Here is a 14,956-nt window from a genome sequence, read left to right as displayed (position 1 = left end):
AAATGCTTTGAAACAGTAGCCGCTATTAATACAATTAATACTAAGGGTCAGGCCCCGCATGGCGGGGCCTGTGGCTTATTGACGCACCAGGAACTTGAGGTCGCTGGGCGCATCGATCGGCAGTTTCTGCACGGTTTTACCCAGCAGGCCGGTCTTGGGGTCGCGTTCGACCACCACGATTTCATTGCTTTTCTGGTTGGCGATCAGCAGGAACTTGCCGCTCGGGTCCAGGCTGAACTCTCGCGGGTGATCGCCTTCCACCGAGCGCTGCTGCACCTGCTTGAGGTGCGCAGTGGCCGGGTCGATGCTGAACACCAGGATCTGATTGGCCGTGCCACGATTGCTCACGTAGAGGAACTTGCCATCGCTTGACGCGTGCAGCGCCGCGCCGGCTTTGTCCGACACCGGCTGCCCCGGCGCATAGTCCAGCAACTGGGTCTGTGTGAGCGTACCGTCGTGGTAATCGAACACCGCGACCTGGGCGCTCATCTCGGTGGTCAGCCAGGCATGCTTGCCATCTGCGCTGAACAGCAAGTGACGCGGGCCGCTGCCTGGAGGCAATTGCACCGAGGCCGGGTTGGCCGGGGTCAACGGCAGTTCGTGGTTGGCCTTGGGGTCATAACGGTAGGCAAACACCTTGTCGGCACCCAAGTCCTGCACAAACACGTACTTGCCATCCGGCGACGACACCACCGAGTGCACATGGTTGGACGCCTGGCGCTCGGGGTTCACGCGGCTGGCGGGGTGCCCGCTCAACTGCACGGGCGCCGACAGCTTGCCGGTGGCGTCCACCGGCAGGATCGCCAGGCTGCCGCCCGGATCTTGCAGCACCGAATAGTTGGCGACGAACAGGTAGCGCCCATCAGCGGCGACGCTGGAGTGGGTGGGCTCGTTGCCCAGGCTCTGGACCTGGTTGATCAAGGTCAACTGGTGGCTCTGCGGGTCAATGCTGTAACTGCTCACACGCCCCACTGCGTCTTTCTGCCCTGGGCCGTTTTCGTTGACCACAAACAGGTGTTTCTGATCCTTCGAGACCGTCAGCCACGATGGGTTGGCTGCCTTGGCCGCCAGTACCGGCGCGCCCTGGAATTGGCCGGTGCGGCTGTCGAACTGCACGCGGTAAATGCCTTCGCTGGTACCGGCGGTGTAGCTGCCGACCAACAGCTCGTAGGTGTCAGCCGGTGCGGCGTGTACCGACATCGCACCGACACTGCCGGCCATCAGCAGCGGCCAGAATTTACGCATCATCATCGGCTGGGTCCTCATCGTTATTGTTGCCGGTGAACGCGCTCATGCAGATCAGGCGGTGCTCGCCCGACTCACCGGTCAGGGTCCAACTTTGCAAGGGCTCGTCGAAGGTGGCGGCCTGCACCTGCGCCGTGCTGAAGCTCCAGCGTTTTTCGGCACGGCCGTCCATGGCGGTGATCAGCAGCTTTTCATCAACGAGCTGGAAGTCGAAGGCGTGCAGCCCGTCGATTTCAAGCATATCGCTGGCTTCAAGGACGGTTTTCAGGTTGTCGGCAGTCATCAGGATCATTCATCAGTTCATAAAGACGCTGATGATAGGCCAATCTCGCGCGCGTTTCCCCTCTTGCGGTAATCGACTACCACCTTTCCCCGCCAACCAGTCGCCATGCTTGGGCCGATACGACACTTCTTCAGCCACGGAATGGAATCTGCTATGCCAACTACGCCCCCCCCGCTGCCGCCCACACCCCCGACCTTTACCCAACACAGCGACGCCCCGGCCCAGGCGGTCAGCCGTCAGTTCGCCTCGCGCCCGAGCCTGAGAGCGGTGTTCGGGCAAATGCTGCAAAAAGCGATCAAAGAGCAATACCCGCCGCTGGACCTTGACGTGCAGCTTACCCGGCTAGCGGTCCCTAACCTGGTCGGGGGCTGGGACCTTAAGCGCTTGCTGGATGTGGCGCTCGATTACGTGGGCAGCGGTACGCTGTTAGACACGGACACGGTCATCGACGGGCGCCGCTGCTTCCTGACCAACCGAGCGCCCCATCCCCTGACCTATGAGGCCGAAGCGGTCAGAGAGCCGGATTTGCAACTGATCAAGGCGAAAATCCTCGACCTGACACCCACCCTGATGACGGTATTCCAGGACGCTCTGACAGACTACTGGAACCAGCCGGGCGACACCGGCCCTATCCGCTGGCAATGGCTGGGCGACCTGTTGGCCACAGGCTTGAGCAGCACCGCCAGCCTGTTACCGGCCGAGTACCAGCAACAACAAGCGGCGCTGCACCACCTGACCGCTTACCCGGACCAAAGAACGCGCCCGACGCCCGTGCAAGGCGGGGTGCATGCCTATTGCCTGGAAACGAGCATCGTCCAGGGCAGCCACACCGCCAACATCATGGAACCCGAATTGCTGGTGGTGCAGGCACAAAACGTCATGCTGTACCGCAGCAACGGCACATTGGAGTTCCATGATTCCCTTGAAGCCTTCACCCAGGCGCGGGGGCGGGACCTGTCGCGCCAGGTGCTGGCCGACAGCGTGACCATCAAACGTTATGAGCCCGACGGCAATAGCTTCGACACCCTCGCGGCCTTGCTGCTTAACCAACAACTGGAAGCGCTCGGCACCGTCGTGCTGCCGGCCAGCGACGGCCTGAACGCCTTGGAACAGCGCATTGCCGACACCACAGACCCCACGCCCTGGTTCATCCAGGCCCCGGCGCCGAGCCCGACCTTTGAGCACACCCTCCAGGCGAACCTTCCCGTGTGGCTGCAAACAGCGACACCCGGTGATCGTTTTGCCTACCGCCAACAGCTGGCTGAATTGGCACGCGTACACCGGCAAACAGCGGGGGCTTCGTTTCTGGATGGCGTCGAGAACCTGCATGACTTCACGCGCAATACCTTGCTCGAACAGATCCACGCCGATCATCCCGAGGTCACGACGATTGATCCGGACGACCTTGAATTGACCTTCCATGTACCCGTCGGCGACCTGGGCAGCGGCTACCTCACGCCCGTGTCCATGAGCCTGACGCAATTGGCGATCAAGAACCTGGCGGCCGCGCCCCAGGGAAGCCTGACCCTGCGCTCCAAATCCGGCGCGACGATACCGGCCTGGATGAACGCCGACTACCTGCTGGGAGAAAAAGGCCTGTTCACCAGCACCCAGGGGCTGATCGCTCGCACCAATATCGGCGAACGCTACCCCACCACCCTCAGGGCCCTGTTGTTGGGCAACGACAGTGAAGCCCAACGCCGTGAAGCGTTGTTCGACCAAGCATTGCGCGTGCGCCTGCCACTGCAGGCCCTGGAGCACAAGATACGGGGCGAGCATGGCATGACCTGGCAAGGCTACCGTTATGTGCAGGCGTTGATGCAGCGCAGCGCCGCAGACCGGGTGGTCGACGACCTGAGCATTGTGATTCACGCCCTGGCCTTCCACCGCACACCGCATTCCAAGCCGGATGTGGTCAACAACATGTTCATTATCGAGGCGTCGGACCGTCAGGTCGGTCCGCATATCCTCTACCGGCCGCTGTATCCGGACTCGCTACGCCAGTTTGCGAGCCGTGACGCGCTGTTGGGCGCCATTGCTGAGCCTGGCCCCCTGCAAGACAGTGTGCTCAGTTGGCTACCCGACCACGCCCGGCCGATCTACAGCAACAACGGCTTTGTCAGCCCGCATATCATCCGTTTTGGCCAGGGCGACGACACCGTGCAATGGCCGGCACCGGCACCCGCGCAGTTGGCGGACGATAGCAACGGGGATGCAGTGCTGGGGTCTCTCGCCCAGTCGTTGGCCGCTGGCAACCTGACCCAATACCTGTACGGCAGCAACGCGCGGGCGCTGGTCGACCTGGCCGACCGTGACGCCGTGTCCAACGCCGAAAGCCGCTGGGCGATTTTGCTGGAGGGTGGCTGGCTGCTGTTCAACGCACTATTGCTGCCGTTGCTGCGCGGCCCCGCCATGGTCGCGGGCTGGATGGTACAACTGGCCGTCAGCCTGCAACATGACCTGGAGGCCTTGCACGGCGATGACCCGGTCGCACGCGAACTGGCCTGGGTCGATGTCCTGCTCAATATCGGCCTGTTACTGATACACAGGGCGTCGGCGCAACATCCATCAATCGAGCCCGCTTTCACCCCAGCCAAACCGCCCGTGTCCAAGGCCTTGAGTACCTTGCTGCGACGACCTCCCACGCCGTCTGCACACGTTGCGCCAAAGATTGAACAAGGCCCGGTTGGCCTGCCGTCCGAGCCGCCTGCGAGTGATCGTACCGAGGTGGACTTCATCCACTCCACCGCGCGTGACGGTTCCCGACGCCGTCTGTTCAACGCGTTGCTCGAGCACCACGTAGCCTGGCCGGTGCCCGCTCCCTCTCCGGTCGAGTTGGGTGCCTTCAAAGGGTTGTACCGCATTGGTCAGCAGTGGCATGCCTCGGTAGCCGGCCTGCTGTTCCAGGTCAGCATCGTTCCCGACGCAGGCGAAGTGTTCATCGTCAATCCACAAAAAAACCTGCACCCAGGCTTTAAGCTCAGCTACGACGGGCAAGGACGCTGGGCCTTGGACCTGGGTCTCAAACTGCGTGGAGGGGGGCCGAAAAACCGACTCAAGGCCAAGTTGGCGCAAATTGAACAGCAACGTGCAGAGGCGTGGCTGAAGGTCACTCGCCTGGAAAGCCAGATCCTTGAACAAATTGACCAAACCGCCCATTTGTTCGACACCGTGACGGCAACCAAGAAACAATTTGAAGTGCGCGACCGCGAGTTGGCCCATGCAATGCAACGCCTGCGCCTGTCCCCTAATGACCCGTCAGCCGTCAGCGCCCACGCCGTTGAGGCGCGTAACAGGACCCGGGCTCGCTTGCACTTTCTCGTGGCCTATGAAAAGTACGCCCCGGTCACCGAGCAGTTACAGCAAAATCGCCGCGCAATAATCGACGCCTACGCGCAGGTCAAGGCGGCCGATGGCAAGTTCGATTATGAGTCCAGTTGCCTGGAACAGTACCAAACCCTGCTGGCGGCGCAGGAGGTGGATGTCAGCTTCCTGGCGTCACTGCACACCGCCACGTTTGTGTCTGATCGGGGCGAGCTGATGAACGACCTGTTGCGGATGGAGCGCGACGAGCCGGCCAATCAGCGGTTGCTCGATATGACTGAAATGCACTTTGCCACCTCCGAGCGCCATGCCCAGTCCCTGATTGCTATCGACATGACGTTGGAAGAGATGGCGAACCGCCTCAAGACCGGGCCGGCAGAGCGCCTGAAGTTCCTCAATGCCATGCCCCATCGGCGCTTCTACAACCGCCTCTGTGCCATTGTCGAGCCGCTCGACCTGCTGGCGGCGTTGAGCATTGATGAGCTGAGGGAGCCAGCCACCGCCCAGGAAGAATACTTTATGGCGCGGCTGGAGACCTTGCACTTCCCTCAGGTCTCCGTAGAGCACTCGTACATCGACCTGTTGACCACCCAAGGCTTCACCTCTGCCGAGCGCAAAGAGGTGTTGGTGAACGTGATCGAGCATTACAGCCGGCGCCTCCAGGCCCACCGCATGCTGATGGAACTGGACTCGACACTGCTGCGTCCGCGCTATATGCCGCTGTTGATCGAGCGCCTGGAAACCCTGCGCGCCGCGGCCGAGACAGACCTGGCGGATGTACTGCGCGAGGATGAATTCCTGCCTGCCCAGTTCGTGCGTTTCAAACCAGCGCAACTGCCATCCCCGACCAAGCGCGTGTTCCGGTCGCGGGACAAAGGAACACTGGTGGGCAACCTGCTGCCCCCCGACGCCGAGATGCCCTTTCCAACCATTGTGGTCAAAAACCCGCTGACCGACGAAATCAGCGCGCGGTTCATGGAGCATCCCCATGAAGGCTGGGTGGAAATCGTCGACGCACCGCCGCAGCGCCCGGCACCCGTGCCACGCCAGCGAGCCCTGGCGACCCTGCGTACGGAAGCTCAGCGGCTGATCGATCAAATCACCGCCCTGGAAAAATCCATCGAGTTTCAGAAACGCAAACTGGCCGACCCGCAGCGCCGTGACGACGTCAACCCACAAGACTGGAATGACATGTTCGGCCACCAAGCCAGGAAAATCGAGGCGATTGCCGATGAAATCCAGGCCCATCACCTGGATAAGCCTGATGTCCCCCAGGCCCTGGAGCGCCTGCGCATGCGTGCAACGGACCTGCGCCGTCAGGGTGAGCAACACTGCATAGAAGGCTACAAGGCCCAGCGTCCGCGCCAGGAAAACATTGATTACCTGCGTCGCCATGCCGCCGTGGATATCGGCCTGGTGCATGGCCCGCAGCGCACTGGCGCGAATGACTATGTCTCGGAGTTTGCCATTCGCGAAAGGAACCGCGTCGACGTGCTGTGGTACGCGCATTTTCACTACAGCAGCGCCGACAGCCCGCGCGGCGACTACACCGCCGCCCACCTCAAACGCCCGGAACACCGGTTCACCACCTTCAAGGACCTGATCGCCAAGGCAGGCCCGGACAGCCACGTGATCGTCAATGACCTCTACAGCCCCATCAACCGGCCGCTGGACCAACAACTGTTCCTCGTCCTGATACCTGAATAAACCCCGCGTCGGGCTGACCGCCCATAAAAAGGATTTTTATGTCGATGCACGCAACACCCACTACTCATGCGCTGACCGCCCAGGCCGTCAGTGCCCAATTTGCCAGTCGCCCCTCCCTGGAGGCGGTGATCCAACCCTTACTCGGCGCAGCCATTGCCCAAACATACCCCGACTTGATCATCGACCTGTCGCGCACACGCCTGGCAACCCCCACCGGGAAAGGTGGCTGGACCCTGGCCCCCTTGATGACGGTTATCCAGCGCTACCTGGCCGAAGGTGGACCACTGGACTTCAACGAAGTCGACCATCTGCCCTACTACCTGTCGGATGTCCCGCCCAAGCGCCTCAAGCTACCCGGCACCGAGACGCCTGGGCCGGACATGAAAGTCATTGAGGCGCTGATCAAGACGCTGCCGCCCACCCTGCCCATTGCCCTGCAAGACGCATTGGCCGAGTACTGGAATGCCCCGTCAGACACAACAGTCAGCCGCTGGCGCTGGCTCAGCGACATGCTCAGGAGCACCTTGCGCGCCAGCACCCTGCGCCAGCCGGAACTGGACGAGGCCGCCTGGCAAACCCTGGACCAACTCATCACCACCCCGGACCGTGCACAACGCCTGGCCAAACACGGCGACCACAGCGTGCTCGCCTATGGGCTTGAGACCACGCTGAGCAGCAATGGCCAGGCCGATCGCCAACTGACCGAACACATGGTGCTGACCCGCGCCATCAACGGCGTGGCGCCAGCCCTTTTGTGTGCGCCAAACGGGCAAGTCGAATCCTTTGCCTCAATGGACGCGCTCTTGCAGGCCTGGGGCGAGCGCCTGGCGGCGCACTACCAGGCCAGCACGATTACCTGTAATCGTTACGAACCCGAAGGCTCCATCTTCGACCACCAGGCGTCGATGATTCTGAACCAGCAACTCACGCGCCTGGGCGCCCTGCAACTGCCACTCGGCCAAGACCAGCAGACGCTGCACACGCTGTACCTGGAAATCACCGACCCAGGGCTGTGCTTTCTCGACGCCCTGCAAGCCCCTGCGCAAACACTCGCCAGCGTGCGTGCGCAGCTACCGCAGAATCTGCGTGGCGCCAGCCCCGCCGACCGTGCCCGCTACCGCCATTACACCTTGGCCCTGGCGGGCCTGAAACAACGCGCACAGGACCCGGCCCTTGCCACCGACATTGAAGACATCCAACGTTTTACCGTTGCGGCCCTACAACGCGAAATGGGCCGTGAAACAGCCGTCGGCAACGGTCCAGACCAGATCCCGACACAGGGGCTTAACCCGGATGATGTGCAGCTGACGTTCGTGGTTGCCGCCGGTTACCCGGGTGGTGCCGGGATTGTCGAGCACGTGCGCATGAGCCTCACGGAGCTGGCCATCAGAAACCTGAGTGGTCGTCCCAGCGGCGAGTTCACCCTCGCCCATCGCCAGGGCACCCCCTTACCGGCGTGGCTGACACCGGCCTACGTCATCGCCCTGGTTGAGCGAGTGGATATCGGCCAGCATTACCCCCATTACCTCAAGGACCAGTTGCTCAGCGATACGGCCAAGGCCCGCGCCCAGGAAACGCTGTTCGCTGAACACCTGTCGGTACAACTGCCGCTATTGGCGCTGGAGTTGAGCCTCAAGCGCGAAGCCGGTGTGACGCCCGTGGGCGCACGCATGGTCGAGTGCCTGATGCAGGCCACCAGCAGCGAGCAGCAACTCGACGGCCGTGCAGTGGTGATTCGTCATCTGGCGCTGCTGCACAGCCCCGCCGCCCAGCCGGACGTGGTGAGCAACATGTACATCATTGAGTTCCAGGACGTCAGCAGCGGCCCGCACCTGCTGTTTCGCCCGCTCTATGCCCAACCGTTGCACGAGTACGCCAGCCACGCCGACCTGCTGGCCGCGATCGCCGCACCTGGCGACATGCAAGCCAGCATCCTGACCTGGCTGCCCGACAACACCAGGCCGATCTACGACAACGGAGGTTTTCACGAACCCCATTACCTGCGGTTCGGCCAGGGCGATGAGTTCGCCCCCAGGGAAACGCCGCCGCCGGCGACCCTGGCACTCGATGGTATCAACGAAGAATTGCAGCAGTGCCTGGTCACGGGCAGCCTGATGCAGTACCTGTTCAGCGATAACGCCCGCGCCTTGGTACAACAGGCTGACCGAGCCTCCGTGTCCAACAGTGAAAGTCGCTGGCAGACCTTGCGCGAAGGCAGCGGTTTGCTGTTCTTCAGTGTTATACAACCCGTGCTGCGCGGCCCGGCAATGCTGATGGGGTGGTTGCTGGCCATCACGACCAGCCTGACGCAAGACATCCAGGCGCTCGGCAGCCAGAACCCCAAGGTCCGTGAACAGGGCAGCATCGACCTGTTGCTGAACGTCGCGCTGTTGCTGCTGGACTTCCCGGCAACGCCCATCACACGGCGCCCGCTGCCGTTGGCGGTCACACCGCCCGCCTCCGCCACCGCGCTGCCACGGCGCAGCGCCGAACAATGGCCGGTGCCTGCGCCGGCCCAGATTCGCCAAGGCACCGTCGCCCTGCCCGGCGAGCTGCCGCAGGGCAACCACACCGCCCTGGATTTCAGCTTTGCCCAGGCCCACCAGCGCCTCACCCACAGCCAGCGCATGCGCTTGCAAACCTTCAGGGTCACACCACCTGCCACGTTGCCGCAGCCGGTGCTCAACGGTCCGCGCAAGGGGCTGTACTTGATCGGCACCACCTGGCATGCACGGGTTGACGGTGAGCTGTTTCAAGTCCGCCTGGGGCACGACGCCAGCGTGGTGATTGTGGATCCCGCCGACCCTGATCGCAGCGGCCCTTACCTAAGGACGCAGACGCCCGGCACGTGGACGATCGATACCCGCCTGCGCCTGCGCGGTGGCATGCCCCTGGGCCGCGTTGCCGCCGAACGCCAACGTAAAGCGATGCGTATCAGCCAATTGCAAACCGAGTATGAGCAATTTCTCAAAGGCCAGGCGTCGCTGCAGAGCTCCGCCGATGAAGCTCAAGCGGCCATGGACAAAGCCGACAAGGACCCGACGATCGGAGAAACCCAACGGGCCCGGATCCGAAAACAATTTGACAGCGCGCTGCACAGCCAGACAGCGGAATTTCAGAAGATCCTGGACAGCGCCAAGGAACGGGGCGAACTGGGCATCGCATTACCGCTTACACCGCTCGAGCGCATCCTGGAAAATACCGTCAAAAATACGCGCAAGCATGTGGTCGTGGCAGAAAATGACCGGCAAGCCCTCTATCGCGCCAATCAACGCTTTACCCGCGAAGGCCCGGCGTTGTACCTGGCGGTGCTTGGTGAGCCGGCGAGCTACCGGCAGTTTCTCCAGCGGCTGCTGGAGATCAATGAACGCAGCATTCATTGGCTGGAGCTCAAGGACCGCTCCCTGGAACAACTGTTTGAGCTGAGCCCTGCCGGCGCCGAGAGTGCGACTGGATTGACGGCCGACCGGTCGAACGAAATCAGCGCCCTGGCAGTCAAGGACCTGCACATTCGCTGCTTGAAGCGTTTGATTGTCAAAGACGTTGAACATCCTCTGTTCAATGCCTTGAACACCATCGTCGATCCCTTGCAGGAGCATGTACGCACCCACAGCGAACTCAACAGCCTTGAACTGCCGGGCAGTGACCGCCTGAATGTACTGGAGAGCCTGGTGGAACACTATGGCAGTGCCCTCGACGCCTTGCAGGGCCTTGGCATCCTCGATGCCGAAGTCCTCGACCACACCTACAGCAGCAAACTGTTCACGCTGGTCGAGGCGCTCTACCAGGACGCCAGCCAGCGCCTGGCCAGCGAAATCAAACCGGCGGCACAAGCGCCCAAGCGCTTGCCAAAACGCCCGATGAGCAGCCACGGCGCTGCGCCTAAGCGCGTGATCAAGACCCGCCGCAAAGGCACATTCATCGGTGAACTCAAGCCCATCGGCAACGTGGATATCGTCGAAGTTCGCGCCGAGGGCAGCGACCAGTTGCTGGGGATGTATTCACAAAGCGGTGATGAATGGGTTGAATTCGTCCAGGCGCCGGCCCCACAACCGCCGGCGCCGACCCGTAGCCTGAGCGTAGTAAAGGGCCAGGCACGCAAACTCCTGGCCATGCTTCAGGACCACTTGAACCGGGGGGAGGCCTATCGAAAAATCTCCAGGCACCCGCAGGAAGTGCAGGAAATTTTGCAGTATGAAGCCGTGCGCTATGACACCTTGGCCACAGAGCTGCACCGTGCCATCGAAGCCCAACCCGAGGCTAGCAGGAGCGCCGCCGACCAAGCGCTGGTGGTGCAACTGCGCGAGGCCTACTCGCGGTTGAACAGCCAAGGCCAGGCGTTACGTTTGCAACTGTGCCTGCAACTGCCGCCCACCCATGCCAACCTCGAATACCTCATCGACCAGCAACAGGCGAACGTTGCGTTGCTGGGCAAACGTATTCAGTTGGGTGGCCCACGCCGTGACTTCATCCAGGAGTACGCGATCAACGACGCGAAAGGCTTTACGCTGTGGTACGCGCACTTTCACTACCCCGGCGCGAATACGCCCAAGGCCGATTACACGGCCGCCCATTTGAAAACCCGTGAGCAACGCCGCGAGAGCTATTACAGCCTGCTGGCCAAGGCGCAAAGTCCCCAGGCCATCGTCAATGTGCATCGAGGCTTGATCGGCAAACAGCTGGCTGAACGCTGGTTCCTGTCCTTCGAGTCGTGAGACCGGCAATAGCCTGTGGCGGCGGCACTTACGCGTTCGCCACAGGCTGCAGGCTCAGTGGGCGAACAGCGAATTACCCTTCTGCCCCGCCAGCTTCTCAGGCTTGATCAGGAACCGCGCCAGCGCCGGCAACAGCCATAGCGCACCGAACATGTTCCACAACAGCATGAAGGTCAGCATCAGGCCCATGTCGGCCTGGAACTTGATGGCCGAAAAAATCCAGGTGCACACACCGATGGCCAGGCACAGGCCGGTAAACAGCACCGCTTTGCCGGTGGACTTGAGCGTCTGGTAATAGGCTTCCTGCAACGGCAACCCCGCACGCAGGAAGCTCTCCAGGCGGCTGTAGATATAGATGCCGTAGTCCACGCCGATCCCCACGCCCAACGCCACCACCGGCAAGGTCGCGACCTTGACGCCGATACCCATGAACGCCATCAGCGCGTTACCCAGCACCGAGGTCAGCACCAGCGGCAGCACGATGCACAGGGTCGCGGCCCAGGAGCGGAAAGTGATCATGCACATGGTCGCCACACACAGGTACACCAGGATCAGGATGGTCAGCTCGGACTCCTTGATCACCTCGTTGGTGGCCGCTTCGATCCCGGCATTACCGGCGGCGAGGATGAATTCCAGGCCGTTCTTGTTGTTCTCCTTGGCGAAGTCCTGCACCGCATGCACGGCGCGGTCGAGGGTTTCGGCCTTGTGGTCGTTGAGGAACACCAGCACCGGTGCCAGGGAGCAATTGTTGTTATACAGGCCGTCAGCGCGAGCGATGGAGTTGTTCAGCACATCCGGGTTGCGCGACAGGGTTTCCCATTTCAGGTTGCCCTCGTTCATGCCCTTGATCATCTGCTTGGACACGGTCACCAACGAGATCGCCGACTGCACCCCCTCGGTGTTCTGCATCTTCCACATCAACTGGTCGATGGGCGCCATGGCTTCATAGCGCGAGCAGCCTTCGGCCTTGGTCTTGACCATCACCACCAGCACGTCGGAGCTGGTGGAGTAGTTGCTGATGATGAAGTTGTTGTCCTTGTTGTAGCGCGAATCCGGGCGCAGCTCCGGCGCGCCCTGGTCGAGGTCGCCGATCTTCAGGTTCTGGCTGTACCAGAGGCCGCCGCCAAAGGCGACCAGCGCGAGCAGGACCGAGACCGGCGCGACTTTGGGGCTGGCGAATTTCGACAGCAGGCGCCAGAACGGATGTTCGCGGTGCGCGTCTTTCTTGCTCCGGGCGATGGCACGCTTGCTGATACCCGCATAGGAAATCGCCACCGGCAGCAGGATCAGGTTGGTGAACACGATCACCGCCACGCCGATGGACGCGCCGATGGCCAGTTCGCGGATCACGCCGATATCGATGATCAGCAGCGTGATAAAGCCCACGGCATCCGCGAGGATCGCGATCATCCCCGGCAGGAACAGTTGCCGGAAGGTGCGCCGCGCGGCCGTCAAGGCGTTGTCCGCCTCGCTGGATTGCAGGGCGATACCGTTGATCTTCTGCACACCGTGGGAAATCCCGATGGCGAAGATCAGGAACGGCACCAGCATCGAGTACGGGTCCAGCCCGAAGCCGAAGAAGTGCATCAGGCCGAGTTGCCAGACCACCGCCACCAGTGTGGTGCTCAACACGGCGATGGTGCTGCGCAGGCAGTTGGTGAACCACAGCAATAGAACCAGGGTGATGACGAAGGCAACGCCGAAGAACAGCACCACCATCACCAGGCCGTCGATCAGGTCGCCGACCTTCTTGGCGAAGCCGACGATGTGGATCTTGACGTTGGGGTTCTGGGCTTCGAACTTGTCGCGGATCTTGTCTTCGAGTTCATGGGAGAACTTGCGGTAATCCAGGGCCAGCAGCTTGCCCTGGTCCTGCGGGTCCGGGTAGGACTCCAGCAGCGGGATGTCGACGATACTCGACTTGAAATCGTTGGCCACCAGCCGTCCGACCTGGCCGGACTTAAGCACGTTGTTGCGCAGTTGATCGAGGCTTTGCGTCGAGCCGTTGTAGCTCTGCGGGATCACTTCACCGCCGGCGAAGCCTTCTTCGGTGACTTCGGTCCAGCGTACGCTGGGGCTCCACAGCGACTTGAGGCCCGAGCGGTCGACGCCGGAGATGTAGAACACCTCGTCGTTGATCTGCCTTAGGGTCTCCATGTATTCCTTGGTGAAGATGTCACCGTCCTTGGCCTCCACCGAGATACGCACCGTGTTGCCCAGGTTGGCCAGGTCGTTGCGGTGTTCCATCATCTTTTCGATGAAGGGGTGCTTGAGGGGGATCATCTTTTCAAAGCTGGTGGACGGGCGAATCAACGTCGCCTGCCAGAACAGGAAAATGCTCACCAGCAGGCAGATCACGATGACTGCCGGGCGGTTATTGAAGATCAGGCGCTCAAGAAAGGTCGCTTTATCGTTGTGATGACTGCTCATGCGTTCCCCGCCTTCTTATTGTTTTGTCGGTTCGGCGCCAGTGGGTGTGGCGACGCGAACACCACCCTGCCCGACCAGAATCAAGTTGCCGTTGCCTGCCGCCGTGACGGCCGACAATGAAATACGGTCGGGGCGATTGAACACGCTGAAGGTCTGGCCGTCGTCATGGCTGACCACCACGCTGCCGCCGTTGCCGACCACCACCAGCGAACCGTCTTCGAGCAAGGTGGCCCCCGACAGGCCGAACTCCAGGGCGCCGCGTGCGGCATTGAGCTCGACTTGTTCCCAGGTGCTGCCGAAATCCGTGGAGCGGTAAAGATTGCCGCGCAAGCCGTAGGCCAGCAGGGTTTGGGGTTGTGCGGTGCTGATCACGCCAAACAGCGAGCCCTCGTAGGGGCCTTCGAGTTTTTCCCAGGTCTGACCGTCGTCGCTGGAGCGGAACATGCTGCCCTGCTCGCCGACGATAAACAGGCCGGCGTCCTTGATCCGGGCGATGGCGTTGAGGTGAAACTGGTCTTCATTGTCGAGGCGGTCGCTGACGTCTTCCCAGGTCTTGCCGCCGTCGGTGGTTTCGATCAGCGCCCCATAGGCGCCCACGGCCAGGCCGTGGTGGGCATCGTTGAACCACACATCGAGCAACGGCGCTTCACGCTTGAGGTCTTGATACTGCTGGGTCCAGGTGGCACCGCCGTCGGTGCTGGCGAGGATTTGCGCATCATGGCCCACCGCCCAGCCCTGCTTGTCATCGACGAAATACACCGCCGTGAGCAGTTGCCGGGTGGGGACCTTGGCTTGGGTCCAGGTGCTGCCCTGGTCATCGGAATAGAGGATGTGCCCACGATCACCGACCGCCACCAGGCGCTTGCCGGCATGGACGACATCGATCATCAGGCCTTTGGCGGCCTTGGGGGATTCAATCGCAAAAGAGGTATCGCTGGCGGCCTGGACGACCGTCGACAACGCGACAGTCCCAAACAGCGAGAGCGCTGCGGCCAGCAACGCAACCCTGCGTGCGGCGCGTGGGCGGCAAACAACCCAACCCATGACAGGCTCACTCATAGACCTTTCTCCCATTTATTATTGTTAGGTCGTCTCGCCTTCCCGGGCCCTGAAACCTGCAATCTAGAGCGCCTGGAGGAAGCAGGGGCCATCCTATCGGGCTTTCGAATCGTCTGACAATCGGTGCTACGTTATCTTTTGTTAACTGACGGCGTTTGGCCATGCCTGAATAGGCGGGTATCAGCCAGGCTGA

At 61.8% G+C, this 14,956-nt stretch carries 6 protein-coding genes; 2 read left to right on the top strand and 4 right to left on the bottom strand.

Annotated elements, in window-relative coordinates; genetic code table 11:
* Nucleotides 1–75: 75 nt before the first annotated feature.
* Together BFP99_RS22350 and BFP99_RS22345 are read right to left on the bottom strand one after the other, a co-directional pair.
* Nucleotides 76–1,251 carry a lactonase family protein gene (locus BFP99_RS22350; RefSeq protein ID WP_065927981.1) on the bottom strand — a complete coding sequence of 392 codons (1,176 nt, stop codon included), beginning with the start codon at nucleotides 1,249–1,251 and terminating at the stop codon, nucleotides 76–78.
* Nucleotides 1,238–1,528 carry a DUF5629 family protein gene (locus tag BFP99_RS22345; protein WP_065928081.1) on the bottom strand — a complete coding sequence of 97 codons (291 nt, stop codon included), beginning with the start codon at nucleotides 1,526–1,528 and terminating at the stop codon, nucleotides 1,238–1,240. The genes BFP99_RS22350 and BFP99_RS22345 overlap by 14 nt, the downstream gene beginning before the upstream one ends.
* A 153-nt stretch (nucleotides 1,529–1,681) precedes the next feature.
* Between BFP99_RS22345 and BFP99_RS22340 the strand changes: the two genes are divergently transcribed.
* Together BFP99_RS22340 and BFP99_RS22335 are read left to right on the top strand one after the other, a co-directional pair.
* Nucleotides 1,682–6,559, top strand: coding sequence for a dermonecrotic toxin domain-containing protein (locus tag BFP99_RS22340; RefSeq protein ID WP_065948226.1), 4,878 nt, complete (start codon nucleotides 1,682–1,684; stop codon nucleotides 6,557–6,559).
* Between the two features lie 44 nt (nucleotides 6,560–6,603).
* Nucleotides 6,604–11,274, top strand: coding sequence for a dermonecrotic toxin domain-containing protein (locus tag BFP99_RS22335; RefSeq protein WP_083221239.1), 4,671 nt, complete (start codon nucleotides 6,604–6,606; stop codon nucleotides 11,272–11,274).
* A 54-nt stretch (nucleotides 11,275–11,328) separates the two neighbouring features.
* Here the strand turns inward: BFP99_RS22335 and BFP99_RS22330 are convergent, their stop codons facing one another.
* Both BFP99_RS22330 and BFP99_RS22325 read right to left on the bottom strand, forming a co-directional pair.
* Nucleotides 11,329–13,704: an efflux RND transporter permease subunit gene (locus BFP99_RS22330; protein WP_065948224.1), complete on the bottom strand. Its 2,376-nt coding sequence runs from the start codon at nucleotides 13,702–13,704 to the stop codon at nucleotides 11,329–11,331.
* Nucleotides 13,705–13,719: 15 nt separating this feature from the next.
* Entirely contained in the window at nucleotides 13,720–14,748 is a 1,029-nt protein-coding gene (locus tag BFP99_RS22325) for a WD40/YVTN/BNR-like repeat-containing protein (RefSeq protein ID WP_141690812.1), read from the bottom strand.
* Nucleotides 14,749–14,956: the final 208 nt, after the last annotated feature.

It is taken from the genome of Pseudomonas sp. 1 R 17 (genome assembly GCF_900067035.1).
GTDB classification, from domain to species: Bacteria; Pseudomonadota; Gammaproteobacteria; order Pseudomonadales; family Pseudomonadaceae; genus Aquipseudomonas; species Aquipseudomonas marginalis.
This window is presented reverse-complemented; position numbering and strand designations above follow the sequence as displayed.

Coding starts and splice junctions, on each gene's coding strand:
- BFP99_RS22345 (WP_065928081.1), bottom strand. CDS start 1,528: ATGACTGCCGACAACCTGAAAACCGTCCTTGAAGCCAGCGATATGCTT.
- BFP99_RS22325 (WP_141690812.1), bottom strand. CDS start 14,748: ATGGGTTGGGTTGTTTGCCGCCCACGCGCCGCACGCAGGGTTGCGTTG.
- BFP99_RS22335 (WP_083221239.1), top strand. CDS start 6,604: ATGCACGCAACACCCACTACTCATGCGCTGACCGCCCAGGCCGTCAGT.
- BFP99_RS22340 (WP_065948226.1), top strand. CDS start 1,682: ATGCCAACTACGCCCCCCCCGCTGCCGCCCACACCCCCGACCTTTACC.
- BFP99_RS22330 (WP_065948224.1), bottom strand. CDS start 13,704: ATGAGCAGTCATCACAACGATAAAGCGACCTTTCTTGAGCGCCTGATC.
- BFP99_RS22350 (WP_065927981.1), bottom strand. CDS start 1,251: ATGATGATGCGTAAATTCTGGCCGCTGCTGATGGCCGGCAGTGTCGGT.